At 71.9% G+C, this 25,827-nt stretch carries 27 protein-coding genes; 21 read left to right on the top strand and 6 right to left on the bottom strand.

What is annotated here, in order from left to right; translation table 11 throughout:
* From sucB to IE286_RS16440, 4 genes are all read left to right on the top strand, one after another.
* Positions 1 to 1,069 (top strand): 2-oxoglutarate dehydrogenase, E2 component, dihydrolipoamide succinyltransferase (gene sucB, locus IE286_RS16455; protein ID WP_189797484.1); only part of this gene is annotated, 1,069 nt, incomplete at its 5' end.
* Between the two features lie 204 nt (positions 1,070 to 1,273).
* Positions 1,274 to 1,897 carry a GntR family transcriptional regulator gene (locus IE286_RS16450; RefSeq protein ID WP_189797483.1) on the top strand — a complete coding sequence of 208 codons (624 nt, stop codon included), beginning with the start codon at positions 1,274 to 1,276 and terminating at the stop codon, positions 1,895 to 1,897.
* Positions 1,898 to 2,159: 262 nt separating this feature from the next.
* On the top strand, positions 2,160 to 4,862 hold the full coding sequence (aceE, locus tag IE286_RS16445; protein WP_189797482.1) for a pyruvate dehydrogenase (acetyl-transferring), homodimeric type: 2,703 nt from the start codon (positions 2,160 to 2,162) through the stop codon (positions 4,860 to 4,862).
* A gap of 265 nt (positions 4,863 to 5,127) precedes the next feature.
* Positions 5,128 to 5,646: a DUF4240 domain-containing protein gene (locus IE286_RS16440; RefSeq protein ID WP_189797497.1), complete on the top strand. Its 519-nt coding sequence runs from the start codon at positions 5,128 to 5,130 to the stop codon at positions 5,644 to 5,646.
* Between the two features lie 126 nt (positions 5,647 to 5,772).
* Here the strand turns inward: IE286_RS16440 and IE286_RS16435 are convergent, their stop codons facing one another.
* Positions 5,773 to 6,552 (bottom strand): peptidoglycan recognition protein family protein, encoded by a 780-nt coding sequence (locus IE286_RS16435; protein WP_189797496.1) that lies wholly within the window; start codon positions 6,550 to 6,552, stop codon positions 5,773 to 5,775.
* A gap of 436 nt (positions 6,553 to 6,988) precedes the next feature.
* Here IE286_RS16435 and IE286_RS16430 point away from each other — a divergent pair, with 436 nt between their 5' ends.
* Positions 6,989 to 8,173 carry a MarP family serine protease gene (locus tag IE286_RS16430; RefSeq protein WP_189797481.1) on the top strand — a complete coding sequence of 395 codons (1,185 nt, stop codon included), beginning with the start codon at positions 6,989 to 6,991 and terminating at the stop codon, positions 8,171 to 8,173.
* Positions 8,174 to 8,298: 125 nt separating this feature from the next.
* Here the strand turns inward: IE286_RS16430 and IE286_RS16425 are convergent, their stop codons facing one another.
* Positions 8,299 to 8,787, bottom strand: a complete 489-nt coding sequence (locus IE286_RS16425) for a GNAT family N-acetyltransferase (RefSeq protein ID WP_189797480.1) — start codon at positions 8,785 to 8,787, stop codon at positions 8,299 to 8,301.
* 71 nt (positions 8,788 to 8,858) lie between these two features.
* On the opposite strand from IE286_RS16425, the gene IE286_RS16420 reads away from it, so the two are divergent.
* Both IE286_RS16420 and IE286_RS16415 read left to right on the top strand, forming a co-directional pair.
* Positions 8,859 to 9,755, top strand: coding sequence for a TIGR01777 family oxidoreductase (locus IE286_RS16420; protein WP_189797479.1), 897 nt, complete (start codon positions 8,859 to 8,861; stop codon positions 9,753 to 9,755).
* 349 nt (positions 9,756 to 10,104) lie between these two features.
* Positions 10,105 to 11,631: an FAD-dependent oxidoreductase gene (locus tag IE286_RS16415; RefSeq protein WP_189797478.1), complete on the top strand. Its 1,527-nt coding sequence runs from the start codon at positions 10,105 to 10,107 to the stop codon at positions 11,629 to 11,631.
* A 118-nt stretch (positions 11,632 to 11,749) separates the two neighbouring features.
* Here IE286_RS16415 and IE286_RS16410 read toward each other — a convergent pair whose 3' ends face one another.
* The gene (locus IE286_RS16410; RefSeq protein WP_189797477.1) at positions 11,750 to 13,243 is read right to left on the bottom strand and encodes an NsdA family TPR-like regulatory protein; all 1,494 of its coding nucleotides are present in this window, start codon (positions 13,241 to 13,243) and stop codon (positions 11,750 to 11,752) included.
* A gap of 253 nt (positions 13,244 to 13,496) precedes the next feature.
* Between IE286_RS16410 and lipB the strand changes: the two genes are divergently transcribed.
* From lipB to IE286_RS16390, 4 genes are all read left to right on the top strand, one after another.
* The gene (gene lipB / locus IE286_RS16405; protein WP_189797476.1) at positions 13,497 to 14,294 is read left to right on the top strand and encodes a lipoyl(octanoyl) transferase LipB; all 798 of its coding nucleotides are present in this window, start codon (positions 13,497 to 13,499) and stop codon (positions 14,292 to 14,294) included.
* Positions 14,295 to 14,449: 155 nt separating this feature from the next.
* Positions 14,450 to 15,436, top strand: coding sequence for a lipoyl synthase (gene lipA, locus IE286_RS16400; protein ID WP_189797475.1), 987 nt, complete (start codon positions 14,450 to 14,452; stop codon positions 15,434 to 15,436).
* A 245-nt stretch (positions 15,437 to 15,681) separates the two neighbouring features.
* Positions 15,682 to 15,885 (top strand): SCO2195 family GlnR-regulated protein, encoded by a 204-nt coding sequence (locus IE286_RS16395; protein ID WP_189797474.1) that lies wholly within the window; start codon positions 15,682 to 15,684, stop codon positions 15,883 to 15,885.
* A 94-nt stretch (positions 15,886 to 15,979) separates the two neighbouring features.
* On the top strand, positions 15,980 to 16,681 hold the full coding sequence (locus tag IE286_RS16390) for a DUF4191 domain-containing protein (RefSeq protein ID WP_189797473.1): 702 nt from the start codon (positions 15,980 to 15,982) through the stop codon (positions 16,679 to 16,681).
* A gap of 417 nt (positions 16,682 to 17,098) precedes the next feature.
* Here IE286_RS16390 and IE286_RS16385 read toward each other — a convergent pair whose 3' ends face one another.
* Positions 17,099 to 17,566, bottom strand: a complete 468-nt coding sequence (locus IE286_RS16385) for an RDD family protein (protein ID WP_189797472.1) — start codon at positions 17,564 to 17,566, stop codon at positions 17,099 to 17,101.
* A gap of 210 nt (positions 17,567 to 17,776) precedes the next feature.
* Here IE286_RS16385 and glnA point away from each other — a divergent pair, with 210 nt between their 5' ends.
* Positions 17,777 to 19,186, top strand: coding sequence for a type I glutamate--ammonia ligase (gene glnA, locus IE286_RS16380; protein WP_189797471.1), 1,410 nt, complete (start codon positions 17,777 to 17,779; stop codon positions 19,184 to 19,186).
* 3 nt (positions 19,187 to 19,189) lie between these two features.
* Here glnA and IE286_RS16375 read toward each other — a convergent pair whose 3' ends face one another.
* Positions 19,190 to 20,308 carry a tyrosine-type recombinase/integrase gene (locus IE286_RS16375; RefSeq protein ID WP_189797470.1) on the bottom strand — a complete coding sequence of 373 codons (1,119 nt, stop codon included), beginning with the start codon at positions 20,306 to 20,308 and terminating at the stop codon, positions 19,190 to 19,192.
* Positions 20,271 to 20,741, bottom strand: a complete 471-nt coding sequence (locus IE286_RS16370; protein WP_189797469.1) for a helix-turn-helix domain-containing protein — start codon at positions 20,739 to 20,741, stop codon at positions 20,271 to 20,273. Before IE286_RS16370 ends, IE286_RS16375 begins: the two co-directional genes overlap by 38 nt.
* Before the next feature lie 97 nt (positions 20,742 to 20,838).
* Between IE286_RS16370 and IE286_RS16365 the strand changes: the two genes are divergently transcribed.
* The 9 genes from IE286_RS16365 (at position 20,839) to IE286_RS16325 (ending at position 25,819) form a co-directional block, all read left to right on the top strand.
* On the top strand, positions 20,839 to 21,033 hold the full coding sequence (locus IE286_RS16365; protein ID WP_189797468.1) for a helix-turn-helix domain-containing protein: 195 nt from the start codon (positions 20,839 to 20,841) through the stop codon (positions 21,031 to 21,033).
* Positions 21,030 to 21,506, top strand: coding sequence for a DUF2742 domain-containing protein (locus IE286_RS16360; protein WP_229862906.1), 477 nt, complete (start codon positions 21,030 to 21,032; stop codon positions 21,504 to 21,506). The genes IE286_RS16365 and IE286_RS16360 overlap by 4 nt, the downstream gene beginning before the upstream one ends.
* Entirely contained in the window at positions 21,503 to 22,897 is a 1,395-nt protein-coding gene (locus IE286_RS16355) for a DNA primase family protein (RefSeq protein WP_189797467.1), read from the top strand. The genes IE286_RS16360 and IE286_RS16355 overlap by 4 nt, the downstream gene beginning before the upstream one ends.
* A gap of 180 nt (positions 22,898 to 23,077) precedes the next feature.
* The gene (locus IE286_RS16350; RefSeq protein ID WP_189797466.1) at positions 23,078 to 23,257 is read left to right on the top strand and encodes a hypothetical protein; all 180 of its coding nucleotides are present in this window, start codon (positions 23,078 to 23,080) and stop codon (positions 23,255 to 23,257) included.
* Positions 23,254 to 23,490 (top strand): hypothetical protein, encoded by a 237-nt coding sequence (locus IE286_RS16345; RefSeq protein WP_189797465.1) that lies wholly within the window; start codon positions 23,254 to 23,256, stop codon positions 23,488 to 23,490. The genes IE286_RS16350 and IE286_RS16345 overlap by 4 nt, the downstream gene beginning before the upstream one ends.
* Positions 23,487 to 24,137, top strand: coding sequence for a hypothetical protein (locus IE286_RS16340; protein ID WP_189797464.1), 651 nt, complete (start codon positions 23,487 to 23,489; stop codon positions 24,135 to 24,137). The genes IE286_RS16345 and IE286_RS16340 overlap by 4 nt, the downstream gene beginning before the upstream one ends.
* Entirely contained in the window at positions 24,134 to 24,961 is an 828-nt protein-coding gene (locus IE286_RS16335) for a hypothetical protein (RefSeq protein WP_189797463.1), read from the top strand. Before IE286_RS16340 ends, IE286_RS16335 begins: the two co-directional genes overlap by 4 nt.
* A gap of 167 nt (positions 24,962 to 25,128) precedes the next feature.
* Entirely contained in the window at positions 25,129 to 25,278 is a 150-nt protein-coding gene (locus tag IE286_RS16330) for a hypothetical protein (RefSeq protein ID WP_189797462.1), read from the top strand.
* A gap of 154 nt (positions 25,279 to 25,432) precedes the next feature.
* Positions 25,433 to 25,819 carry a P27 family phage terminase small subunit gene (locus IE286_RS16325; RefSeq protein WP_229862903.1) on the top strand — a complete coding sequence of 129 codons (387 nt, stop codon included), beginning with the start codon at positions 25,433 to 25,435 and terminating at the stop codon, positions 25,817 to 25,819.
* Positions 25,820 to 25,827 lie beyond the last annotated feature (8 nt).

The raw sequence follows: 25,827 nt of genomic DNA, 5'->3' as shown, positions 1-25,827 counted from the left end.
GCCGGCCGCCCCGGCCCCGGCCGCCCCGGCCGCCGAGGCCCCGGCCGCCCCCGCGGCTCCGGCGCCCGCCCCGGCTCCGGCCCCCGCTCCGGTGACCCCGGCCCCGGCCGCCCCGGCCGCCGCCCGGCCCACCGACGAGGGCGCCTACGTGACCCCGCTGGTGCGCAAGCTCGCCGCCGAGAACGGCGTCGACCTGTCCACCGTCAAGGGCACCGGCGTCGGCGGCCGCATCCGCAAGCAGGACGTCCTGGCCGCCGCCGAGGCCACCAAGGCCGCCGCCGCCCCGGCCCCGGCCGCCGCCCCGGCCCCGGCCGCCGCGAAGAAGGCCCCCACCCTGGAAGCCTCCCCGCTGCGCGGCCAGACCGTGAAGATGCCGCGGATCCGCAAGGTCATCGGCGACAACATGGTCAAGGCCCTCCACGAGATGGCCCAGCTGTCCTCGGTGGTCGAGGTCGACGTCACCAAGCTGATGCGGCTGCGTGCCCAGGCCAAGGACGCGTTCGCGGCGCGTGAGGGCGTCAAGCTCTCCCCGATGCCGTTCTTCGTCAAGGCCGCCGCGCAGGCGCTGAAGGCCCACCCGGCCATCAACGCCAAGATCAACGAGGCCGAGGGGACCATCACCTACTTCGACACCGAGAACATCGGTATCGCGGTGGACTCCGAGAAGGGCCTGATGACCCCGGTCATCAAGAACGCCGGTGACCTCAACATCGCCGGCATCGCCAAGGCCACCGCCGAGCTGGCGGCCAAGGTCCGCGGCAACAAGATCACGCCGGACGAGCTGGCCGGCGCGACCTTCACCATCTCCAACACCGGTTCGCGCGGCGCGCTGTTCGACACGATCATCGTTCCGCCGGGCCAGGTCGCGATCCTCGGCATCGGCGCCACCGTCAAGCGCCCGGCCGTGATCGAGACCGAGGAGGGCACGGTCATCGGCATCCGCGACATGGTCTACCTGACCCTGTCCTACGACCACCGCCTGGTCGACGGTGCCGACGCGGCCCGCTACCTGACCGCCGTCAAGGCGATCCTGGAGGCGGGCGAGTTCGAGGTCGAGCTCGGCCTGTAAGGGCCCCTTGGTGCGAACGGCGGTGCCCCGTCCGGAGTCTCCGGGCGGGGCACCGCCGTTCGGCTTTCGTCACGCCGTGCGTGTAAGCCTCGTCTCACCTGCGTGAAAGCCCCGGCAAGCGGCCTGAGGCCTTGCCCTGTCCCCGTATTGTCATTACCGTCAACGCCCCCGCGGGCCGCCCGGGCCCACGCTAAGGAGCCCTTCATGACCGCGCCCGTCGTCCACTCGCTCCGCGAACAGATCCGCGAGCACATCGTGGAGGGGATCGTCAGCGGCCGCTGGAAGCCGGGCGAGCGGATCGTGGAACGCCGGATCGCCACCGAGCTGGCGGTCAGCCAGACCCCGGTCCGCGAAGCCCTGCGCGAGCTGGAGTCGCTGCGGCTGATCGAGTCGGCGCCCAACAAGGGCGTGCGGGTGCGCAATCTGACCGCCGCCGACCTGGAGGAGAGCTACCCGGTCCGGGCCGGGCTGGAGGCCATCGCCGCGGAACTGGCGGCGGACCGCCTGGCCGAGGACACCTCGGCGCTGGAGCCGCACGTGGCCGCGCTGTACGAGGCCGACCGCCGCTCCGACGGCACGGCGCAGGTGCGGCACACGGTCGCCTTCCACCGCGAACTGGTGCGCGCGGCGGGCAACTCGGTGCTGCTGCACACCTGGGAGGGCCTCGGCATCGAGGTGTTCACGGCGCTGTCGATCCGCTGGCTGGGCACCGTCCAGCAGTCGTACGCCGAGGAGCACGAGGAGCTGGTGCAGGCCTTCCGCCGGCGGGACGAGCGGATCGCGGAGCTGGTCAAGGCCCACGTCCTGGGCTGCGCACCGCGTGCCTGAGGCAGCCGAGCATGCCCCCGCTCGCCTGCGAAAACAGCACCGGAACGCGGCACCGGGTGCCTGAATCCAAGGCACCGCGTGCCGACTTTCTTGGAATCGAGAGGTTTTCACCCTCAACCCTTTGATCGATCATCGATCACGGAGTTACAGTCCCCCACGGGCTCTCACCCGAGCCTGCGCCCTGTCCTGCCAAAGACCTGAGGGCACCCCCTGACCCTTACGCAGATGAGGGAACCCCCCTTCGACTGAGGAAGGCGGCGACATGACCGACCCCAACGCCATCCAGCCGAGCGAGCTGGACCAGCTCCCGGACCGCGACCCGGAGGAGACCGCCGAGTGGCAGGCCTCGCTGGACGCCGTCGCCAAGGCGGCCGGGCCGCACCGTGCCGCGTACCTGATGCGCCGCACGCTGGAGCGCGCGGAGGGCACCGGTGTCGCTCTGCCCAAGCTCCTGGAGACCGACTACGTCAACTCCATCCCCACCGCGGCCGAGCCGGCCGTCCCCGGTGACGAGGCCATGGAGGCCCGGATCACCGCGTGGAACCGGTGGAACGCGGCGGCGATGGTGACCCGCGGCGCGAAGTACGGCGTGGGCGGCCACATCGCCACGTTCGCCTCCGCGGCCTGGCTGTACGAGATCGGCTTCAACCACTTCTTCCGCGGCAAGGAGGGCGACGGCTCCGGCGACCAGCTGTACGTCCAGGGCCACGCCGCCCCCGGCATCTACGCCCGCGCCTTCCTGGACGGCCGGCTCACCGAGCAGCACCTGGACAACTTCCGGCAGGAGGCCGGCGGCAACGGTCTGCCGTCCTACCCGCACCCGCGCCGCCTGCCCTGGCTGTGGGAGTTCCCGACCGTCTCCATGGGCCTCGGCCCGATCTCCGCGATCTACCAGGCGCGCTTCAACCGCTACCTGACCAGCCGCGGCATCAAGGACGTCTCGGACTCGCACGTGTGGGCGTTCCTCGGCGACGGCGAGATGGACGAGCCGGAGTCCACCACCGCGCTCACCCTGGCCGCGCGCGAGGGCCTGGACAACCTGACCTTCGTCATCAACTGCAACCTGCAGCGCCTGGACGGCCCGGTCCGCGCCAACTTCAAGATCGTCCAGGAGCTGGAGGCGCTGTTCCGCGGCGCCGGCTGGAACGTGATCAAGACCCTGTGGGGTTCCGCCTGGGACGAGCTGTTCGCCCTGGACACCACCGGTGCGCTGGTCCGCCGGCTGCGCGAGGTCCCGGACGCGCAGGTGCAGACGTACCAGACCCGCGACGCCGCCTACATCCGCGAGGACTTCTTCGGCAAGGACCCCGCGCTCGTCGAGATGGCGAAGCTGCTCAGCGACGACAAGATCCTGGAGTGCTTCCACGTCTCGCGCGGCGGTCACGAGCCCCGCAAGGTCTACGCCGCCTACAAGGCCGCCCTGGAGCACAAGGGCGCCCCGACGGTGATCCTGGCCCAGACCGTCAAGGGCCACACCCTCGGTGAGGGCTTCGCGTCCAAGAACGCCAACCACCAGATGAAGAAGCTGACGGTGGAGCAGTTCAAGGAGCTGCGCGACCGCCTCGACCTGCCGATCAAGGACAGCGAGTTCGCCGACGGCCAGGTGCCCTACGGACACCCGGGCGCCGACTCCCCCGAGGTCCGCTACCTGCAGGAGCGGCGTGCCGCGCTCGGCGGTCCGGCCCCGGCCCGCCGCATCCACCCGGTCCCGGCGCTGCCCGCCCCGGCGGAGAAGGCCTTCACCGCCTTCGACAAGGGTTCCGGCTCGCAGAGCGTGGCCACCACCATGGCCTTCGTCCGCCTGGTCAAGGACCTGGTCCGGGACAAGGAGACCGGCAGGCGCTGGGTGCCGATCGTCCCCGACGAGGCCCGCACCTTCGGCATGGAGTCGCTGTTCCCGTCGCTGGGCATCTACTCGCCCAAGGGCCAGACGTACGAGCCGGTCGACCGCGACCAGCTGATGTACTACAAGGAGGCCGTCAACGGCCAGATCCTCAACGAGGGGATCACCGAGGCCGGTTCGATGGCCGACTTCATCGCCGCCGCCACGTCGTACGCGACGCACGGCGAGCCGATGATCCCGTTCTACATCTTCTACTCGATGTTCGGCTGGCAGCGCACCGGCGACCAGATGTGGCAGCTCGGCGACCAGCTCGGCCGCGGCTTCCTGGTCGGTGCCACGGCCGGCCGCACCACGCTGACCGGTGAGGGTCTGCAGCACGCCGACGGCCAGTCCCCGCTCATCGCCGCGACCAACCCGGCGGCGCTGACGTACGACCCGGCGTTCGCCTACGAGATCCCGGTCATCGTCAAGGAGGGTCTGCGCCGCATGTACGGCGAGGCCGCCGAGGGCGAGGACCAGAACGTCTTCTACTACCTCACCGTCTACAACGAGCCGCTGCCGCAGCCGGCCAAGCCGTCCGGCCTCGGCATCGACGAGGGCATCATCAAGGGCCTGTACCGCTTCAACACGGCGGAGTCGGCGGGCCTGACCGTCCCGGCCAACGCCCCGCGCATCCAGCTGCTGGGTTCGGGCACGGCCATCCACTGGGCGCTGAAGGCGCAGAAGCTGCTCGCCGAGGAGTGGGGCGTGGCCGCCGACGTGTGGTCGGCGACCTCGTGGGGCGAGCTGCGCCGCGACGCCATGGAGGCCGACGCTGCCCTGCTGCGCGGCGAGGACCGGGTGCCCTACGTCCGGCAGGCGCTGCAGGGCGCCGAGGGCCCGGTGCTGGCGGTGTCCGACTACATGCGCCAGGTCCCGGACCAGATCGCGCAGTGGGTCGAGCAGGACTACACCTCGCTCGGCACCGACGGCTTCGGCCTGTCGGACACCCGTGACGCGGCCCGCCGCCACTTCGGCGTGGACGCCGAGTCCATCGTCGCCGCGGCGCTGGCCCAGCTGGCCCGGCGCGGCGAGGTGAAGGCCACCGCGGTCAAGGAGGCCCGGGACAAGTACGGCCTGTGATCCCGGTCTGATCCGTGGATGCGCGCCGAAGGGGCACGGTGGTCCGCCGTGCCCCTTCGTCGTGCCCGCACGGTCGCCGTGCGCCGCGCTCCCGGTGGCGCCCGGCACCGTGGGCGGCTGTCCCCGCTCCAGACGGTGATGCCGCCGCGGTCGAGGCGCCAGGGACGCTGTCCGGTCGTGTCCGCCGGCGGCCGCCCACGACCGGCTCACCGCCTGCGGGCTCCGGGTGCGGGGGCCGGCCCGAGGGCCGATGCTGGGACGCGTGATGGACGAGACGGAGTTCTGGGGGCTGATCGACGCCACCCGCGAGGCCGCCGCGGGGGATCCCGAGGAGCAGGCCGATCTGCTGGTGCGGCGGTTGGTGCAGCTCGACCCGGAACAGGTGCTGGACTTCGCCCGTCACTTCGAGGCCCGCTACAACCGTGCCTACCGCTGGGATCTGTGGGGTGCGGCCTGGCTGCTGCTGGACGGGGCGAGCGACGACGCCTTCGACTACTTCCGGTGCTGGCTGATCGGCCAGGGGCGGGAGGTCTTCGAGGGGGCCGTGCGCGAACCGGACGCTCTGGCCGAGCTGCTGGAGGACTTCGACGAGGAGGTCGACGGCGACGCCGAGGACCTCGGTTACGCGGCCGACGAGGCTTACGAGCAGCTCACCGGCACCGTCGCCCCCGATCTGGGCATCCCGCCGGCTCCCGCGGAACCGGGAGGCACCCCGATCGACTTCGAGGACGACGCCGCGCTGGCCCGGCGCTACCCGAGGCTGTGGGACCGCTTCCGTGAATAGCGCACCGGTTCCGTGAAGAGGGCACCGGCCGGGCGCCGGGCGCGCCCTCTTGGGCGCCCCGGCCCGCCGTGTGCGCGGCCTGCGGGCTCGCCGCCCCTGCCCCCGGCCCCTGGGCCGTGTGCGCGCTCAGAACCGCCCCTGGAGGCGGGCGGCGGTCTCGCGCAGGGCGGGGAGCCGGACCGCCAGGGCGGCACCCGGGCAGTCGGTGGGGAAGCCGTCCCGGTGCCCGGCCAGGGCGGGCAGCACAGCCGCCGTACCGGCCGGGTAGCGGCTGTGCCCGTTGCTGGACACCAGCACCACCGAGGAGCGCGGGTCGACCCCTGCCAGGCCGAGTTTCCAGGCGACCAGGGCGGCGATCGCGTCGGTCATGGCGCGCGGCACGGGCATGCCGGCGTCGAACGTCCCGATGGCGGCGATGCCCGCCGTGCGGTGGTTGAAGCCCTGGGTGTGGGCGCCGGTGACGGGCCGGTCCACGCCGCCGGCGCGGCCCTCGTAGATCGTGCCGCACCGGTCGACGAGGAAGTTGTAACCGATGTCGTCCCAGTGGCGGCCGTCGGTCTGGCCGTCGTACAGGCCGCGGATGATGCGCGGGGTGTCGGCGCAGGAGTAGTCGTTGGGTGTGTCGGTGTGGTGCAGGAAGACGGCGACGACCTTGTCGTCGTAGCGCGGCGGCGGCTGCCGCCGGTGCCGGTGGGCGGCGTCCAGCCAGGCCTCGCGCCGCACGATGCGGGGCCGGGGCGCACGGTGGTGCGCCGTCGCCGCGGCGGCGCGCGGCGCCTCGGCGGGCAGCAGGCCGTGCCGGCCCGCGGTCTCGGTGTGGCCGGCACCCCGCGCGCCCGCCGCCAGCCCGCCGGCGAGGGCGGCCACCGGCAGGCAGCACAGCAGCACCAGGACGATGTGCCGCATGCGGGCCGGACGGCGGCAGACCACGGTGACGGACGTCCCGGGCCGCCGGTCCCCGGACCGGGCGGCGTCGGTGCCGGTCCGGCGCGGATCGGCCTCGGCGCCGGTCCGGCGCAGGGCGGCGGCTCCTGCCCGGCGTACGGCTGCTCCCGCTCGCCGCATGCCCGAGCCTGCTCGGCTCAGCACGGATTCCGGCCGGCGCCGGACGGTTTCCGGTCGGGGCCGGGTGCGATCCGTTCTCACAGCACGCATGCCCTCACTGTCACCTCCATCGGACCTGCCCGCGATGTGAGCTGTGCCGGCCGGTGGAACCATCGTCCTGGTCCGGGTCGTTTCTGGTGGTACACGTACAGGTGACCGGTTGCCGGATCCCTGTGCGCGTGGCTGATCGCCGGGGCCGTCCCCCCGCACCCGCGAGCGCGAGAGAAAGGCGGCATGCGTGGACCTGCTCGACCTGGTGCTGGTGCTGCTGATCGTCGTGTACGCGGCGTCCGGCTACCGGCGCGGGCTGCTGGCCGGCTGTGTCTCGCTGGCCGGGTTCGTGGGCGGCGCGGTCGTCGGCGTGTGGGTGCTGCCGTGGGTGATGGAGCTGGTCACACGCGGTACGACGACGGCGACGGTCACCGCCGTACTGACGGTGCTGGTCCCGGCGGCGGTGGGGCACGAACTGGCGGGGCGGCTGGCCCTGGTGCTGCGGCGCGAGCTGGACCGCGGGCCGCTGCGGGTGGCCGACGGGATCGGCGGGGCCGCCGCCAACGCGGTGGCGGTCCTGATCGTGGCGTGGGTGGCCGCCAGCGTGCTGGGGGCCTCGTCGTCACCGCTGGTGACGTCGGCGATACGCGACTCGCGGCTGCTGGGCGCGGTGCAGCAGGCCATGCCGGACACCACCCCGGCCTGGTTCTCGCGGGCCACCTCGGCGCTGACCGAGGCCGGGTTCCCGCAGGTGTTCAACCCGTTCGAGCACGAGCCGGCGACCGGTGTGGAGCGGCCCACCGGGGACAGTGTGACGCCGAGCGCCACGCAGGCCGCCCGGTCGAGCACGGTGAAGGTCGAGGGTGTCTCCGGCGACCAGGGCCGTGAGGGCAGCGGTTTCGTGTACGCGCCGCAGCACGTGATGACCAATGCGCACGTGGTGGCGGGCGTCGACACCCCGACGGTGCGGCTCGGCGGGGGCGGGCCCTTCCACCGGGCGCGGGTGGTGCTCTTCGACCCGGACCGGGACGTGGCCGTGCTCTACGTGCCGCGGCTGTCCGCCCCCGCGCTGCGGTTCGACGACACCGCCGGCCGCGGCGCGCCCGCGGTGGTCGCGGGCTACCCGAACAACGGCGGCCTGGACCTGCAGGCGGCGACGGTCGCGGCCCGCGTCCGGGCGACGGGGCAGAACATCTACAACAACGGCACGGTCACCCGGGAGATCTACTCGATCCGTTCCACCGTCCGCCCCGGCAACTCCGGCGGCCCGTTGCTGACCACGGACGGCCGGGTGTACGGGATGATCTTCGCCCGCTCCACCTCCGACCAGGAGACCGGCTACGCCCTGACGGCGGCGGAGATCGCCGAGGACGCCCGGCAGGCGGCCGAGGCCACGACACCGGTGGACACGGGACCGCTGCTCGACTCCTGAGGCCCGTCCCACCTGCCGCTGCCCTGCCGGCCCGGACGGCTCCGGACGGCCGTCCCGGCCGCACGCCGGCGGCACGGGCCGGGGTCCCGGGCCGTGCGCCCCCGCGCCGCCGGCGTGCGGCCGGCCTACACCAGCGAGCGGCCCATGAGCACGTCGTCGACGTACTTCCCGTCCAGCCAGAACTCCTCCGGCAGGATCCCCTCCACCACGAACCCCTCGGACTCGTACAGAGTGCGGGCCGGGGTGTTGTGCGCCAGCACGCGCAGGGTGAGGCGCCGCGCGCTCCGCCGCCGGGCCTCCTCCTGGGCCGCCCGCAGCAGCGCACGGCCGACGCCCGCGCCCCGTGCCTCCTCGGCCACGGCCAGGCCCCGGATCTGCAGGACGTGCGCGTTGCAGGCCAGCTCGGTGGCCGGGGCCAGCCGGAGGTAGCCGACGACGGCACCGTCCAGCTCGGCCACGAGGATCTCGTCCGGTCCGGACCGCTCGGTGAAGAACGGCTCGCCCGGACGCGGGCGGGGCTGCACGGCGTGCAGCGGGGACCACACGGCCCGGTCGAGCCGGGCCAGCGGCTGGTCGTCGGCAAGGGTGGCGGGACGTATCCGGAGATCGGGCATGGCGCTCACGCTACGGCGCGCACGGCGCGGTCCGCGAGGGTTTTCCGCGCTCCGGCGGGCAGGATGGGCCCATGGAACGTGCACGCATCGCGGTGGCCGGTGCCTCCGGGCTGATCGGCAGCGCCCTGGTGGCGTCGCTCAGGGCGGACGGGCACCAGGTGGTGCGTCTGGTGCGCCGGCCGGCCCGGACGCCGGACGAGGTCCGCTGGGACCCGGAGAACCAGTACGTGGACGCCGCGGGGCTCGCCGGGTGCGACGCCGTGGTGAACCTGGCGGGCGCCGGGGTGGGCGACCACCGCTGGACGGAGGCGTACAAGAGACGGATCCGCGACAGCCGGGTGCTCGGCACGGCGGCGCTCGCCGAGGCCCTCGCCGGGCTCGACACCCCGCCGCGGGTCTTCGTCAGCGGCAGCGCCATCGGCATCTACGGCGACACCGGCGGCCGGGTCGTGGACGAGGACTCCCCGCCCGGGGACGGGTTCCTCGCCCGGGTGTGCGTGGAGTGGGAGGAGGCCGCGGCCCCGGCGCAGGAGGCCGGGGTGCGGACGGTGTTCGCGCGGACCGGACTCGTGGTGGCCCGTCAGGGCGGGGCGTGGGGGCGGATGTTCCCGCTGTTCCGGGCCGGCCTGGGCGGACGGCTGGGCGACGGGCGGCAGTACTGGTCGTTCATCTCCCTGCACGACGAGGTCGCGGCGCTGCGTCATCTCCTCGACACCGAGTCCCTGTCGGGACCGGTCAACCTCACCGCGCCCGAACCGCTGACGAACGCTCGGATCACGGCCGCGATGGGCCGGGTGCTGCACCGGCCGACACCGTTCGCGGTGCCGGCGCCGGTGCTGCGGGCGGTGCTCGGGGAGATGGCACAGGACGTGCTGGGCAGCGCCCGGGTCGTGCCCAGCCGGCTGCTGGAGTCCGGGTTCTCGTTCGCGTTCCCGGGAATCGAGGACGCGGTGAGGGCGGCGCTGTGACGGGGTGACAACTTCGGGGGACGGTCGGCCGCGGCCGCCGGTGAGGTGTGCGGGGCACGGCGGCGGGCGGTGTGTGCCATCGGGATCCCTCGGACGGTGACGCACCGCCGGCTGGGCGAGCGGCGTGTCCGGCGGCGGTCCGAGCCGGGCCCCGCTGTGTCTCGTGATACGCCGAGATCGTGCGGCGAAACCTTGCGACCGTATGCGACCGCTGTGCGCCCGTGCCCTGTCGATGCGCGACTGCACTCGACCGATCAGGCGGCCCTACCCTCGACGCGAACTCGGGTATTCCGCACGCCGGTCGAGGGCATCACCCCTGCACCGGTCGCACAACCTCGAGGAGGGGCACGTGCTTGAGCCCGCGTACCAGGTGGATGTCGTCGTGGTGGGAGCCGGGGTCGCCGGTCTGTCCGCGGCGCATCGGCTGACCAGCGCAGGAGTAACGACCGCAGTCCTGGAGGCCGCCGAGTGGGTGGGCGGCCGCATGTCGACGGAGAAGGTCGACGGATTCCGGCTCGACCGGATCGGGCAGTTGCTGTTCACCTCGTATCCGGAGCTGACCCACGGTCCCGGGCTGGACGCGCTCGTCCTGCGGCCCTTCGCACCGGGCGTGCTGCTGCACAGCGACGGACGGCACCACCGCGCGGGCGCCCCGGCGGGCGGCAGGGGTGCACGGGGCGCGCTGAACGCCGTGCGCGCCCTCGCGAGCGCCCCCCGCTCGTCCCCGGTGCTCCCCCGGTCACGCGGCCGGATCCGCGCGTCGGGCCCTGCCCCTTCCGCCCCCTCCGTCGCGCTCGCCGGGACCGGCTCACCGGACACCGGCCCCGACGTCGCGCCGTACGCCCCGCACGCCGGTGACCAGGAGAGCACCTCACCGGCCCGGGCGAGCGGCCGCACGGTGACGGCAGAGAGGGCCCAGATGTTCGGCATCGGCGCACCGCTGCGGCTGCGCGCCGCGCTGGCCCGGCTCGCCGCGACGCCGGTGGACCGGCTCCTCGCCCGCCCCGAACTGCCGGTGTCCGAGGCGCTGCGGACGCGCGGGCTGCCGGCCCGGACCGTGGACGGTTTTCTGCGTCCGCTGCTCACCGCCCTGCTGTGCGACCCGGACCTCACCAGCTCCAGCCGGTGCGCGGATCTCGCGCTGCGCGCCTTCGCCGCCGGCCGGCTGTGCCTGCCGGAGGGCGGCGCGGACGTCGTACCGGAACTGCTGGCCGCGACGCTGCCCCCGGGCACGGTGCACACCGGGGTCCGGGTCACCTCGGTGTCCACCACCAAGGTGACCACCGCCGAGCACGGGGAGATCGGCTGCCGTGCGGTGCTGGTCGCGACGGACGCGCGGGCCGCCGCGGATCTGCTGCCGGGGCTGCGGGTGCCGGAGTTCCATCCGGTGACGGTGGTGCACCACACGACGGACGACGCGCCGGCCACCGGCGGCTACCTGCTGCTCGACGCCGACCGCTCGGGGCCGGTGTCGCACACGGCGGTGATCAGCCGTGTCGACCCCTTGCGCGCACCCGTCGGCCGCGCCCTGATCACATCGACCGTGCTGGGGACGCCGCCGGACGACGTCGACACCGCCGTCCGCCGGCATCTCGCCCGCCTGTACCGCACCTCGACCGCCCGCTGGGAGACGCTGGCCGTGCACCACACCCCGGAGGCGGTTCCGGCGATGCGCCCGCCCCACGATCTGCGGCGGCCCGTGAGGCTGCTGGCGGGCCTGTACGTGTGCGGCGACCACCGGGACACCAGCACGCTGCAGGGTGCGCTGCACTCGGCGCACCGCGCCGCCTCCGCGCTGCTGGCGGACCTGGGGGCGGGGCGCTCGCTGCACCGCGCGGACCCGGCGGCCACCCGCGCACGGGCCGCGGCGGCCTGAGCCCGGCCGGCCGGGCACGCGGTGTCCGGCCGACCGGAGGCCGGGCCCGTGGCGATCCCGCGAGCCCGGCCGGTGTCCGCGGCGGGGAGGAACCGCTGAGGCCCTGCCCCGGGTGGCCTCACCCCAGGGCGGCGACCTTGTCGCGGTAGGTGCGCACGGCCGTGGCGTCCTTGTGAGGCTCCAGGCGGCGTTCGAACTCCTTCAGGTACTCGTGGGCGCGGACCGAGCGCATGTCGGCGGCCTGCGCGGCCGCCTCGGCGGCGAGCCGGCAGGCCTGGTCCAGGTCGCCCAGGCCGAGGCGGGCGGTGGCCAGCACGAGGCGGCAGAACACGCGGCTGCGGGCCTGGGCGACAGGGCGCAGCTGGAGCGCGCGTTCGGCGTGCTGGGCGGCGGCCCGGTACTGCTGAAGGTCCCGGTGGCAGTGCGCGAACTCCTCGCTGAGGTGGCCCTCGTCGAAGGTGCGCGCCCAGTGCGGCGCTTCGTCGCCGGGTCTGGCGCTCTCCAGGGCGCGCTCGGCGCGCACCAGGCCGGCCGTGCAGGCGCGCACCTCGCCGAGCACGGCGTGGCCGCGTGCCTCGGCGGCGTGCAGCAGCGCCTGCACGGCGGGCGGGGCGGAGGTGCCGACCCCCTGCTGGGCCACCCGGGCGAGCTGGACCGCCTCGCGGCCGTGCGCGAGGTAGACGGCCTGCCGGCTCATGGTGGCCAGGACGTACGCCCCGTAGACGCGGTCGCCCGCGGCCTGGGAGAGCCGCAGCGCCTGCACGAAGTAGCGCTGGGCGAGCCCGTGGGCGGCGATGTCGTACGAGGTCCAGCCGGCGAGGCGGGTCAGGTCCGCGGCGGCCGCGAAGAGCCGGCGTCCGGCCTGCTCTCCGTAGACGCCGCGCAGCATCGGCTCGCACTCGTGCTCCAGGTAGCGCACGAGGGCCTGCCGGGCGTGGCCGCCGCCGAACCGGTCGTCCAGGGCGCGGAACAGCTCGCCGACGCTGCGCAGCGCGGCGATGTCGCCGGCGGTGACGCGCCGGCCCGCCTCGTGCTCGGTGCGGTGGCGTTCGGTGCGCCCGCGCTGGCGGGGCACCCCGGACGCCGGCTGCCGGCCGCCGGACAGCGGCCCGGTGCCCTCCGCGCGTCCCGCCGGTCCCCGCGCGGTCTGCGGTTCGCCGCGGGCCACCCGGTCGTCGGGCCGCCCGATCAGCCAGTCCCGGCTGGGCACGACGAGCCCGGCCGGGGTGAAGGCGATCTTGCGCAGTTCGGCCTGGCTGCCGGAGTCCTTGCGCCACAGCCCGCTGACGATGTCGACGGCCTCCTCGGGGGTGGCGGCGAACTCCAGCCCGGCGTACACGGGCGCGCACGCGTCCAGGCCGAGGTCCTGGGCGGTCAGACGGCGGCCGAGGCGCCGGGTGAAGACCTCGGCGATCAGGGCGGGCGTGGTGCCCCGCGGCTGCTGCCCGCGCAGCCATCGGGTGACCGACGTCTTGTCGTATCTGAGATCCAGTCCGTGTTCGAGGCCGAGCTGGTCCACGCGACGGGCCAGACCGGCGTTGGAGAATCCCGCTTCTGCGATGAGCGCGGCGAGCTGGCGGTTGGGGGTGCGCTGCGCGGGTCGTTCCGTCATCTGCGGTGCGGTCTCCTGCCTTTCGGGCAGCCACGCGGCCGCGTGGTGCCCGGATTGCCTGTGAGCAGCCCTGATGGCCTCATGAACGGCGCGAATGTAGCGGAGAGTGAGCAGGCGACTGCACTCTTCACGGGGCTTTCATCCGATCGTGTGAGGATTGCCCTCAGGGCTGACGGGCGTCGCCCGGTCGGGCCGGACGTACAGTGGCGTGGGCACGTTTCGTGCCTTACGACCTTGCAGGGAGGCGCTTGCCGTGAGTGAGTTGCGGTTCGTCCGCATGGGATTCGGTTCCGAGGCCGTGGACTACCAGGTGGCCTGGGACGAGCAGCGCCGCGTGCACGCGGCCCGGTTCGCGGACGAGGTCCCCGACACCGTGCTGCTCCTGGAGCACCCCCCGGTGTACACCGCCGGGCGGCGCACGGAGGACAGCGAGCGCCCGCTGGACGGCACGCCCGTCATCGACGTGGACCGCGGCGGCAAGATCACCTGGCACGGACCGGGCCAGCTGGTCGGCTACCCCATCCAGAAGCTGCCCCGCCCGGTGGACGTGGTGGCGCACGTGCGCCGCCTGGAGGAGGCCCTGATCCGCACCTGCGCGGAGTTCGGCCTCGCCACCACCCGGGTCGAGGGCCGCAGCGGCGTGTGGGTGCTCGGCGACCCGATCGAGCAGCGGCCGTCGCTCGGCGGGCTGTCCCTCGACTTCGACCCGCGCCTGCACGACGAGGAGTTCGACCCGCGGCTCAACGGCCCGGAGTACGCCCCGTCCAACGCCGGCCAGCGCCGCGAGGACCGGAAGATCGCCCAGATCGGCATCCGCGTCGCCAAGGGCGTCACCATGCACGGCTTCTCGTTCAACGTGAACCCGGACATGAAGTGGTTCGACCGCATCATCCCGTGCGGCATCCGCGACGCGGGCGTCACCTCGCTGGCGGCCGAGCTGGGCCGGGACGTCACCGTCACCGAGGTGCTGCCGGTGGTCGAACGGCATCTGCGGGACGTGCTGGAGAACGCGGAGCTCAAGCCTCGCGTCGTCGAGAAGGCCACCGCCTGACCCGTGCCCGCCGCCGGGACCGCGCGGCCGCGACCCGGACCGCACCCGGCGGCGGGAATGTCCGCCCGCCCTCGCGGGTTGGCCTCACCGGCAGGGCGCCTCACACCCGGGCGTACGCTGAGTACGCCGAAGAACCGAAGCTACAGGGAGCCGACGTGTCCGCAGTCGCACCCGACGGACGCAAGTTGCTGCGCCTGGAGGTCCGCAACAGCCAGACCCCCATCGAGCGCAAGCCCGAGTGGATCAAGACCCGGGCGAAAATGGGTCCCGAGTACCGGCAGATGCAGGCGCTCGTGAAGAACGAGGGGCTGCACACGGTCTGCCAGGAAGCCGGCTGCCCGAACATCTACGAGTGCTGGGAGGACCGCGAGGCGACCTTCCTCATCGGCGGCGACCAGTGCACCCGGCGCTGCGACTTCTGCCAGATCGACACCGGCAAGCCCGAGGCCCTCGACCGCGACGAGCCGCGCCGCGTGGGCGAGTCCGTGGTCGCGATGGACCTGAACTACGCCACCATCACCGGCGTCGCCCGCGACGACCTGGAGGACGGCGGCGCCTGGCTGTACGCGGAGACGGTCCGCCAGATCCACCAGCAGACCGCCCACCGCGCCGGCGGCCGGACCAAGGTCGAGCTGCTGGCCCCCGACTTCAACGCGAACCCGGACCAGCTGGCCGAGGTCTTCGAGTCCCGCCCCGAGGTCTTCGCGCACAACGTCGAGACGGTCCCGCGGATCTTCCGCCGGATCCGCCCCGGCTTCCGCTACGAGCGCTCCCTGAAGGTGATCACCGAGGCCCGCGACTTCGGCCTGGTGACCAAGTCCAACCTGATCCTCGGCATGGGCGAGACCCGCGAGGAGGTCAGCGAGACGCTGAAGCAGCTGCACGACGCCGGCTGCGAGCTGGTCACCATCACCCAGTACCTGCGCCCGAGCGTGCGCCACCACCCGGTGGAGCGCTGGGTGAAGCCGCAGGAGTTCGTGGAGCTGAAGGAGGAGGCCGAGCAGATCGGCTTCTCCGGTGTGATGTCCGGGCCGCTGGTGCGGTCCTCCTACCGCGCCGGACGGCTGTACCAGATGGCGATCGAGCAGCGCCACGCGGCCGGCCCCCAGCGGGACGCCGTGGTCGCCGCGCAGGCCGTCTGAACCCGCCGCACGGCACCCGGCGCCGCAGGCGCACGCACGGAAGGCTTCCCCCTCGGCGGGACGACGCGGTCCCGGCCGCCGCCGGACCGGGCGGCGGGCCGGGACCGCGTCCGTGTCCGGTCCCCGGGGCCGGAGCTTCACCGGGGTTTGACCGGCCGGTCACGCCCTGGTAACACCTGTGAGTGACGATGGTGTCACACGTTGTACATGCGTCCACCGCACTCCGTCGCAAGGGGGTCCCCGCCATGCCGGCCGCACACGTCCGCGCCACCGCGATCCCGTCGCTGACCGACGCGCTCAGGGCGGTCGAGTCGGTGCTCCTGCGCGGCGACCAGCGCACCGCCCGCCGCAACGCCTGGACCTGTGTTCTCGAGGACCGGCGCCGGGCCAGGGACCGCAGGGAGGCGCAGCAGCTCATGGAGCGGTTGTCCTCCGCCGCCGAGCGCTGACAGAACCGTTTCCGCGTCCGGCCCGGCCGCGTCCCCCGGCCCCCACGGGCACTGCCGTCGTCCGCTGCCGGACGGGCCACGTAGACTTCGTGGCATGGCGAGGAAGGAAACCGCAGCGCAGGCTGCCAACCCGGGGCGACTGAAACAGATCGCCCTGACGTACCAGATGACCCGCAAGGTCGATCCGAAGATCGGTCTTGTACTCGCAGTGGTCGGCATCGTCGTCTTCGGTGTCCTCCTCGGCATCGGCTTCGCGATCGGTCACCCTGTCTACCTGGGCATCCTGGGCTTCCTGCTCGCCTTTCTCGCGATGGCGATCGTGTTCGGCCGCCGGGCCGAGCGGGCCGCCTTCGGACAGATGGAGGGCCAGCCGGGCGCGGCGGCGGCGGTGCTGGACAACATGGGCCGCAGCTGGACGGTCACCCCGGCCGTCGCCATGAACCGCAGCCAGGACGTGGTGCACCGCGCGGTCGGCAAGGCCGGCATCGTCCTGGTCGCCGAGGGCAACCCGAACCGTGTGAAGTCCCTGCTCGCCGCCGAGAAGAAGAAGATGAACCGCATCGTGGCGGACGTCCCGGTGCACAGCGTGATCATCGGCACCGGTGAGGGCCAGGTCGAGCTGAAGAAGCTGCGCACGACGATGCTGAAGTTCCCGCGTGTGCTGACCGGCCCGCAGGTGACGGCCACCAACGACCGGCTGCGTGCCCTGGGTGACCTGATGAGCAACATGCCGCTGCCGAAGGGGCCGCTACCCAAGGGCATGCGCATGCCGAAGGGCGGGCCGCGCATCCGCTAGCGGCGACCTGCGTTCCCCGCGTCACGGTGAGGGGCGCTCCGGACGATGTCCGGGGCGCCCCTCACCGTATGTCCGGGGTGCGGACACTGATCGGACCGCGGTCGTGTGGGGGGTGCGGGTGTGCCGCCGTCGCGGACGCCAGGTGTGCCGTCGGCGGGTGCGCTCGCGGTCCGCGCCCTGGGCCGTGGGTGCTTCCGCGCCCACGGGCCGAGGGGCCACGGGGGGGCGGCGCACACCTGGCGCACACCCGTCCCTGCGCACAGGACTCGTGCCGTCGTCCGCACGTGGGAACGCGTCCCGCCGTGCGCACGTGTCGCCGGATGGAGCGGGTGCGCGGCAGGTGCCGGACCGGCGCCGAGTGCCACCGGGGAATCCGGTGGGAGCCGTGCCCCGGCGGGAACGAGGTGCCGGTGCCGGCTAGATCCGGACCTCGACCGTGCCCGCCAGCCGGTCGTGCAGTCCGCGGCCGTCACGGTCCCAGATCAGCGCGGGAACGGCGACGCACAGCAGGACCGTGCGCACCAGGGCCCGCCAGGGCTGCACACTGCCGGTGCTCAGGGCCACCACCCGCAGTCCGAACAGACGCTTGCCGGGTGTGCACCCGATGGTGCCGACGGTCAGGACACCGAGCACGAAGAAGATGAGCAGCGCCCAGTTGCCCGTCGACTGCTGATAACCAGGGGTGATGAGACCGTATGCGATCAGCATGCACAAGCCCCAGTCGACGGCGATCGCACCCAGCCGCCGTCCCGGGCGGGCGATGGAGCCCGGCCCGTGCTCCGGCAGTCCCAGCCGCTCGCCCCGGTAACCGAGGTCGGCGCCGGCGTCCTCCATGGCCGCGCGCGGCCCGGACAGCCACGATCCCACAGCTCGCCTGTTGTCCACCCGTCCACCGTACTGCGACGCTGGTGAAGGGGGGTCGGCCGGGGTGTCCACCGCCGTGACCCCACTCGGGCTGGTTAACGTTCGCGAAACAATCGGGTCACGCCCGGGAAATCACCCGTCTCTAGGGTCAAGGCAGCGTGTGCCACCCGCAACTGGCCGCACGAACGATCTACCACCCCCGGCGGGACGGTCGGGAGTAGGAGGAGCTGGATGTTCCAGAACGCCGACGAGGCCAAGAAGTTCATCGCGGACAAGGACGTCAGGTTCATCGATGTCCGCTTCTGCGACCTGCCGGGCGTCATGCAGCACTTCACCGTGCCCGCTGAGGCGTTCGACCCGGACGAGGAGCTGGCCTTCGACGGATCCTCGATCCGTGGATTCCAGGCCATTCACGAGTCCGACATGGCCCTGCGCGCCGACCTGTCCACCGCGCGCATCGACCCGTTCCGCAAGGACACGACCCTCAACATCAACTTCTTCATCCACGACCCGATCACGGGCGAGCAGTACTCCCGTGACCCGCGCAACGTCGCCCGCAAGGCGGAGGCGTACCTGGCCTCCACCGGCATCGCCGACACCGCGTACTTCGGTCCGGAGGCGGAGTTCTACGTCTTCGACTCGGTGCGGTTCAAGACCGCCGAGAACGAGGCCTTCTACCACATCGACTCCGAGGCGGGCGCCTGGAACACCGGCGCGCTCGAGGAGAACCGCGGGTACAAGGTCCGCTACAAGGGCGGTTACTTCCCGGTCCCGCCGGTCGACCACTTCGCCGACCTGCGTGCCGAGATCACCCTGGAGCTGAACCGGGCCGGCCTGCAGGTCGAGCGCCAGCACCACGAGGTCGGCACCGCCGGCCAGGCCGAGATCAACTACCGGTTCAACACGCTGCTCGCCGCCGCCGACGACCTGCAGCTGTTCAAGTACATCGTGAAGAACGTCGCCTGGCGCAACGGCAAGACGGCGACCTTCATGCCGAAGCCGATCTTCGGGGACAACGGCTCGGGCATGCACGTGCACCAGTCGCTGTGGAGCAACGGCGAGCCGCTGTTCTACGACGAGGCCGGGTACGCGGGCCTGTCGGACACCGCCCGCTACTACATCGGCGGCATCCTCAAGCACGCCCCGTCGCTGCTGGCCTTCACCAACCCGACGGTGAACTCCTACCACCGCCTGGTGCCGGGCTTCGAGGCTCCGGTGAACCTGGTGTACTCGCAGCGCAACCGCTCCGCCGCGATGCGCATCCCGATCACCGGCTCGAACCCGAAGGCCAAGCGCGTGGAGTTCCGCGCGCCCGACTCCTCCGGCAACCCGTACCTGGCCTTCTCCGCGCTGCTGCTGGCCGGCCTGGACGGCATCAAGAACAAGATCGAGCCGGCCGAGCCGATCGACAAGGACCTGTACGAGCTGGCTCCCGAGGAGCACGCCAACGTCGCCCAGGTCCCGACCTCGCTCGGCGCCGTCCTCGACGCGCTGGAGGAGGACCACGAGTACCTGCTCCAGGGCGACGTGTTCACGTCCGACCTGATCGAGACGTGGATCGACTTCAAGCGCACCAACGAGATCGCCCCGCTGCAGCTGCGTCCGCACCCGCACGAGTTCGAGCTGTACTTCGACGTGTGAGCCCTACCTAGGCTCTGAGCTGCACGGACCCTCTGCGGACTCTCCACCAGTCCGCAGAGGGTCCGCATTTTTGTTGATCATGGACGCCATGACGCGCTCGACAGTGGCCCGGGTGGACTCGTCAGAGTCGGGCCAGAGGTGACTGTAAGTGTTCAGCGTCGTGGTCGCCGACGAGTGCCGCAGCCGGTGCTGCACGACCTTCACGTCCGCGCCCCCCGCGATGAGCATGGAGGCGTAGAAGTGGCGGAGGTCGTGGAAGCGGAAACCCTCGGGCAGACCGGGTACCGCCTTCCGGATCCGGCGCATGTGCCGCTCGACCTTCCACGGCCCCAGCTGGCCGCCGTCGTCGTCGACGACGACCCATCCGTCCTCGCGGCCGTCCAGTAGCCGCTTCAGCTGGCCGACGAACACGTCCGGGATCGGGACGGCCGTCCGGCTCATCTCCGTCTTCAGCGGCTCCGCCGGGTACTGCACGGCCGGATTGATGACCCGGGCGTCCAGATCGACGTCGCCGACCCGCAGGCCGCAAGCCTCGGCGACGCGCAGGCCGGCGAACGCGCCGAGCAGGATCGCGGGCCGGTACTTCGGTTCCGCAGCCTCGTACAGCGCCCACAGCTGCGCCTCGGTGGCCACGTAGGGCCGCGGCTTCCCTGCCCCCGGTGTCGTGCGCCGGCTGCACGGGTTGCTGGCCAGCTTCCGCGCGTGCACAGCGTCAGCGAGCACCTGGGACAGCCGGCCGTGCAGCGCGAAGCGGTAGGAGTCCGACAGGCCCTCGCGCTTCAACTTGGCCATCCACCGCTTCACGGCCATCGAGTCCACGGCCATCAACGGCAAAGGCCCGAACTCCTTCCGGATCCGGGCCAGGTGCACGCGGGCCTGCCGCTCCGTCGACGCCCGGTGCGCGTAGGTCTCCAACCACGCATCGCACCACTGGTCGACGGTCATCTTCTGACTCGCCGGGTCGACGTACTGACCGGTGACCAGCGCCGCCGTCACCTCGTCGAGCCAGCGCTCGGCGTCCAGCTTCCGCTCGAAGTGCCGGGCATGCTCCTTGCCCGCCAGGTCCCGGTACCGAGCGCGCCACTTACCGTTCGGGCGTTTCGCGATGTTCTTGCTCGCCACGACTGTCCTTCCCTGCCGCCCGCTCAAGAGCCTGCAGCTCGCGTTCCAGCTCGTCCTTACGCGTCCGGACCCGCCGCAGCTGCTGACCGGCCGACGCGTAGGTAGCCATCAACTGCACCTCGCTCTGGAACAGCTCGTTGATCTCAGCGCGCACCTGATCGATGCGCCGCCTGAGTTCATCACGCGAGCCGGTGACCGGAGCCGGATTCAGCAGAGGATCCAGCTCCAGGTTCAACAGCTGCGCCAGTGCCGCAGCCTCGGCGAGCGGGACTGGCCTCTTCGCTGACTCAGTACGCGTCACAGCGAGCGTCGGCACTTCCCGCCCCAGCAGCCTGCTCAGCTTCTCTGCCAGGTCCGCCTGGGTCCACTGACGCGCCTCTCGTGCCTTGCGCACGAGCACGCCGAACTCTCGTCCCACCTCATCGATCTGCACCAGATGAAGGTACCTACTTCCCCTCGTGCGATCAACGATGCTAGCGTGAATCATCACTCAGTGAAGATGCGAGTTGCATGAGGAGTCAGTGGTGACGGTGAGCGCACCGAAGTACCTCACAACCAACGAAGTCGCAGCGCGCTACAGGACCGCCCCGAGCACGGTCCGGTACTGGCGGCACATCGGATACATCCCCGGCGGCGTCAAGCGCGGCCGGAAGGTGCTCTACAACGTGGCGATCCTCGACGCCTGGGACGCCGAGCAGGCGCAGGCCGGAGGCGCCGCGGCATGACCAGGAACGCAGAAACGCCCCGGGTGGTAGCCGGGGCGTTTCAGAAGAACCTCGCGGGCGGCGAAGCTGAAGCCACCGTACCGCAGCCCGAGGGGACGAGCGAAGCGGCCACGGCTGACGTCCTCACCGAACTGTGGGCCAACGCCAAAGCCGCCTGGTGCGCGCGCGACTTCCCCAAGTACGGCAGCCGTGCGTGGATCGCCCTCCCTCCGGATGACCCTCGCCGGCTGGCCGGAGCCCTCGAGGCCGCCGAGATGTGGCGGAAGTACGGCGACGAGGAAGAACTCGTCAACTGGCTCAAGAACCTGGGCATCAGGCCCAACTTCGTCGGCCACCGCACACGCGCCGAGCTGGACGCGCTCGCCAAGCCCTACCCGCCCCACCAGCTGAAGGCCACCTCTGGCTGGCCGCCCATCCGCATCCCCGGACAGCCGGGGAAGTATCTGACCTATGAGCACCAGGAGGCTGCGTGACCGAGACAAACCCGCGCCGCCTGAACATCGTCCCCCTGCCCCGTAACTCCCACCGCGGTCACCTGGGTATGGCAGAGCGATTCGTCGAAGAGCACGGCGACCACCTGCGACACGTCCACGGCATCGGATGGCACCACTGGGACGGCGCCCGTTGGAAGCTCGACGAGGAACGAGTCGACGTTGAGGCGGCAATCGCCACCACGAAGAACGCTCTGGCAGAAGTCCTCTCCATGCCGCCCACCAAGGAACGCGACGCCCTGTATCAGGACGTCCGCAAGTCCGAAAGCGCTTCGGGCATCGAGGGGATGCTGAAGCTGGCTGGCGCCATGAAGCCGATCTCGGCGCCGTCCCGGGCGCTTGACGCCGACCCGTACCTGTTCAACACGCCCGCGGGCACAGTCGACCTGCACGAGGGGACCATCAAACCCAACGACCCGGCCGACCTCATCACGAAGGTGGCCGGCGGCGCCATCGGCGACGAGTCGGCCCCTGAGTGGGAAGCGTTCTTGGAGCGCATCTTGCCTGATGAGGACGTGCGCGCGTTCGTGCAGCGACTTTTCGGCTACGCCATGCTCGGCAAGCAGACCGAGCACGTCATGCCCATCTTCACCGGCACCGGCGCGAACGGTAAGGGCACGCTGCGGGACGCCGTGGCGAGCGCGTTCGGAGATTACGCCATCGAAGTCGACCCCGCGCTGCTCATGGAGTCCAAGCACGAGCGGCACGGCGCCTTCAAGATGCGGCTCCGAGGCGCCCGGTTGGCCTTCTGCTCCGAGACGGAGAAAGGGCGCAAGTTCGCCGAAGCCACTATGAAGCGGCTCGTCGGCGGCGACCCCATCGAAGCCAACTACATGCACAAGAACCCCATCACCTTCGACCCATCGCACACGCTGATCATGCTGACCAACCATCTGCCAGCAGTCAGCGGCGATGACCCGGCGGTATGGCGGCGTCTCCTCGTCATCCCCTTCGATGTCGTCATCCCGGAAGAAGAACGTGACAGCGGGCTGCCTGACCGCTTGAAGCAGGCCGCCCCGGCCGTGCTCGCTTGGGCCTACGCCGGATGGCTCGACTACCAGCAGCAGGGACTGAACCCGCCCGAGGCGGTGCGCGTGCGCACCGAGCAATACAAGGCGGATAGCGACACCCTGGGACGCTTCCTCAGTGAGCGCACCATGGCGAACCGGCACGGTGCCGTCCGTGCTCGGGAGCTGTTCCAGGCCTGGTCCAGCTGGTGCCACGACAACGGCATCAAGGCCGACGAGATCGGGTCCGAGGTGGCATTCGCAGCCTCCATGAAGGCCCGCGGCTACGAGAAGGCGAAGCGCAACATCGGAGCCGTCTGGCTCGGGCTGATGCTCACCGGCAGCGAGGAGGACGAAGCGCCCTGACCTGCGGAAGTGGTGGGTTGTGGCGGGTCTCCCCAAAACCTCCCATGCGTGCGCGCGTAGGAGTTTCGGAAAACCCGCCACAACCCACCACCCACCACCCGGTCACAAGATCACCGGAGCCCCCACGCACCCCCTGTTGCTGCCCACTCCGGCAGTCACCACCGACCAGGAGTCACCGACATGACCACGACCGCCAACTACGTCGACGAGCAGGTGCAGGCCCGGATAGCCGCGGCCCGGCTGCGACGCGAGCGAAGCCGGCGACGCCGTGCCGAGCTGAACGAAAACCGCGCCCACGGGCTCCAGGCCCGGCACCTCGCCAAGATGCGCCACTGGATCGACGAGGAGGACGGCACGTGAGCGCGCAGGTCTACCGGACCGCGGCCCTGGTCATCTCCGCGGCCCTCCGCGACGACGACCAGAGCGTGAAGTGCCTCCTGCACCGCTGCGACCCCGCCACCGCCGAGGCCGTCGTCCTCGCCATGGCCGAATTGGTCCGGCTGTTCGTCCCACCCGAAGCCATCCGAGAAGAACTCAACGGAGCGCAGCACATCGCGCGCACCGAAGCCACCCAGGAAAGGAACCACCGATGACCCGCGAGCAGATCCTCGACGCCTACAACGCCAAGCTGAAGCGCATCCAGAACAACCGCGTCTACAGCGACCACGCCAAGCAGGTGATGGCCGCCAAGGCGTACAAGGAAGCACAGGACGCCCTCGACCAGCTGCGCGACAACACCACCGCCCAGCTGCGCACCCGCCGCGCCGACCTCCAGCGCCGCATGTTCGGCCACGCCGACAGCAACGACCCCAACGCCCTCCTCGCCCGACGCAACGCCACCGACCGGGCCAACCAGCTCGACGACCCGCGCACCGCCGCCGACGAGCTGCGCCACGCCCTCGACCAGGGCGACAGCATCCTCGCCCGCGCCATCGCCAAGAGGGCCGCCGACTACGGCTGGGGCGACGTCCTCGACGCCTACGCCGACACCCGGCCCGACTTCCGGCGCCTCGCCGAGGAGTACAACACCACCCCCGACCCCGACGACAAGCACTGGGCCGTCACCCACGCCTTCAACCACGTCGCCCCGCCGCCGGCCAGCCTCATCACCCTTCAGGCGCACGAGATCGACCGGCTCGCCCAGCAGGACCTGGACGGCCCCGCCAGCGGCACCACGCCCACCATGAACGCCGCCGACGTGGCCGCGGTCAACGCCCTCTTCCGGGGTGGCGCCGCATGATCCCTGTCACCGCTGCCCTGAAGGCCGTGGCTGCGGCCGAGCGGCGCAAGCTCGACATCCCCGACCAGGTGCGGGCAGCAGCAGCCGTACAGGCCGCCGTGGAGGCCGCAGCTCGGCAGGACGACCCGGAGCCGCCCGCCCTGCCCGACAGCGCCGCAGACGTCGCCCAGGCCATACGCGAGTACGCCGCCGCCCTCCAGCTGGCCGACGCCACCCGGCGGGCCGCCGACCGGTTCCGCGACGAGGCAGACCAGCGGTACGTCGACGCCGTCCGCGCCTGCCTCCCCGCATGGATCGCTGGCCTGCAGAAGGAGTACACGGCCCTCATGGCCACGGTCCGCAAGGCTGCGGCCAAGCTGCCCGCCGACCTGTCCCAGCTCGACCCCCAGCGCCTCGACTGGAACAACCCCGCCTTGACCGCCGCCTACAACAAGGCCGAAGGCGCGGCCGTACAGCTCGACCAGCTCGTCAACGACCGAGCCGACATGGTGCAGGTGGCAGGAGGCGACGGCGGCAGGGACAACGCCCTGTACGCCGTGGCCGCCCTGCCCGAGCCCACCACCGATCGGGTACTGGCCGACGAGTGGCTGCTCCTGTCCCCCATCGTGGCCACGTGGCGAGACCTCAGACACCAGCCTGTCGCACGGTGGGTCCACCTCGTCAGACAGGACCAGATCGATCTGTCGCTGGCCACACCAGGAGAGGTCAGGCAGCGAGCCAGTCAGGCCGAACGCTGGAGGGACGCAGGCTGGGCACGTCGGTCGGCCTACACCCTCACAGGCGCGCAGGCAGCGGTCACGCAGTACCTGTCCGAGACGGCATGACCCATGAACTCGGCGTCAACGGCACTCACGTTCGCTGGCATGACGAGCGCTGAGACCCATGGTGCGACAGCCGGCTACCGCAAGCCGCACCAGCGCCGTCGACGGCCCCGGGCGGCGCCGCAGCCGGCAGCGCCCACCCGAGGGCCAGGGCACCGGAGGAGGCAGGCGTGGCAGCCACCGCGACGGTGCAGGTCCACTGTCCCGAGTGCGACGTCGTCGTGCCGATCACCTTGTCCTTTCACGCGACTGCTTTCGCGGGCAACGTCCTGATCATCAGAGGTCAGCCCGACCTCACCGAGGTGATCGCGCACACCTAGACCCGCGATGATCAAGCAGGCCGTGACCAGCCGGCCCGCGACCACCCTGGGGGGGGTTTGGGGTCCCCCGCCGGCCTTTCCGGATCGGGGCCGTATAGCTCACGACCTTCTGCCTGCTCGCCGTGCTGTGATTTTCAACCGAAGGGATTCGATCATGGAAGTGCTGGAGGGGGCTTTTGCGCCGGCCCCGGAGCCGCCGGCCGGGCTCGGCGAGCAGGCCGCGCGCCTGTGGCGGGACATTGTGGAGGCCCAGGAGCTGCGTTCCGACGAGCTGCGCGTGCTGGAGGACGCCTGCCGGGAAGTCGACCTGATCGAGCGGATGCACGTGGCGCTGCAGACGGCGCCGCTGGTGGTGAAGGGCTCGATGGGCCAGGACGTGGCGAACCCGCTGGTGCAGGAGCTGCGGCAGCATCGGGCGCTGGTGGCCCGTCTGTTGGCGTCGCTGAAGCTGCAGGACGACGAGCAGGAGGCGCGTGACGCGCTGGCCCGGCAGGATCAGGCCCGGCGTGCCGCAGTGTCGCGCTGGCGGGGGCCGGCGTGAGCCGGCCG

It is taken from the genome of Streptomyces thermodiastaticus (assembly GCF_014656135.1).
Classification (GTDB): Bacteria; Actinomycetota; Actinomycetes; order Streptomycetales; family Streptomycetaceae; genus Streptomyces; species Streptomyces thermodiastaticus.
This window is presented reverse-complemented; position numbering and strand designations above follow the sequence as displayed.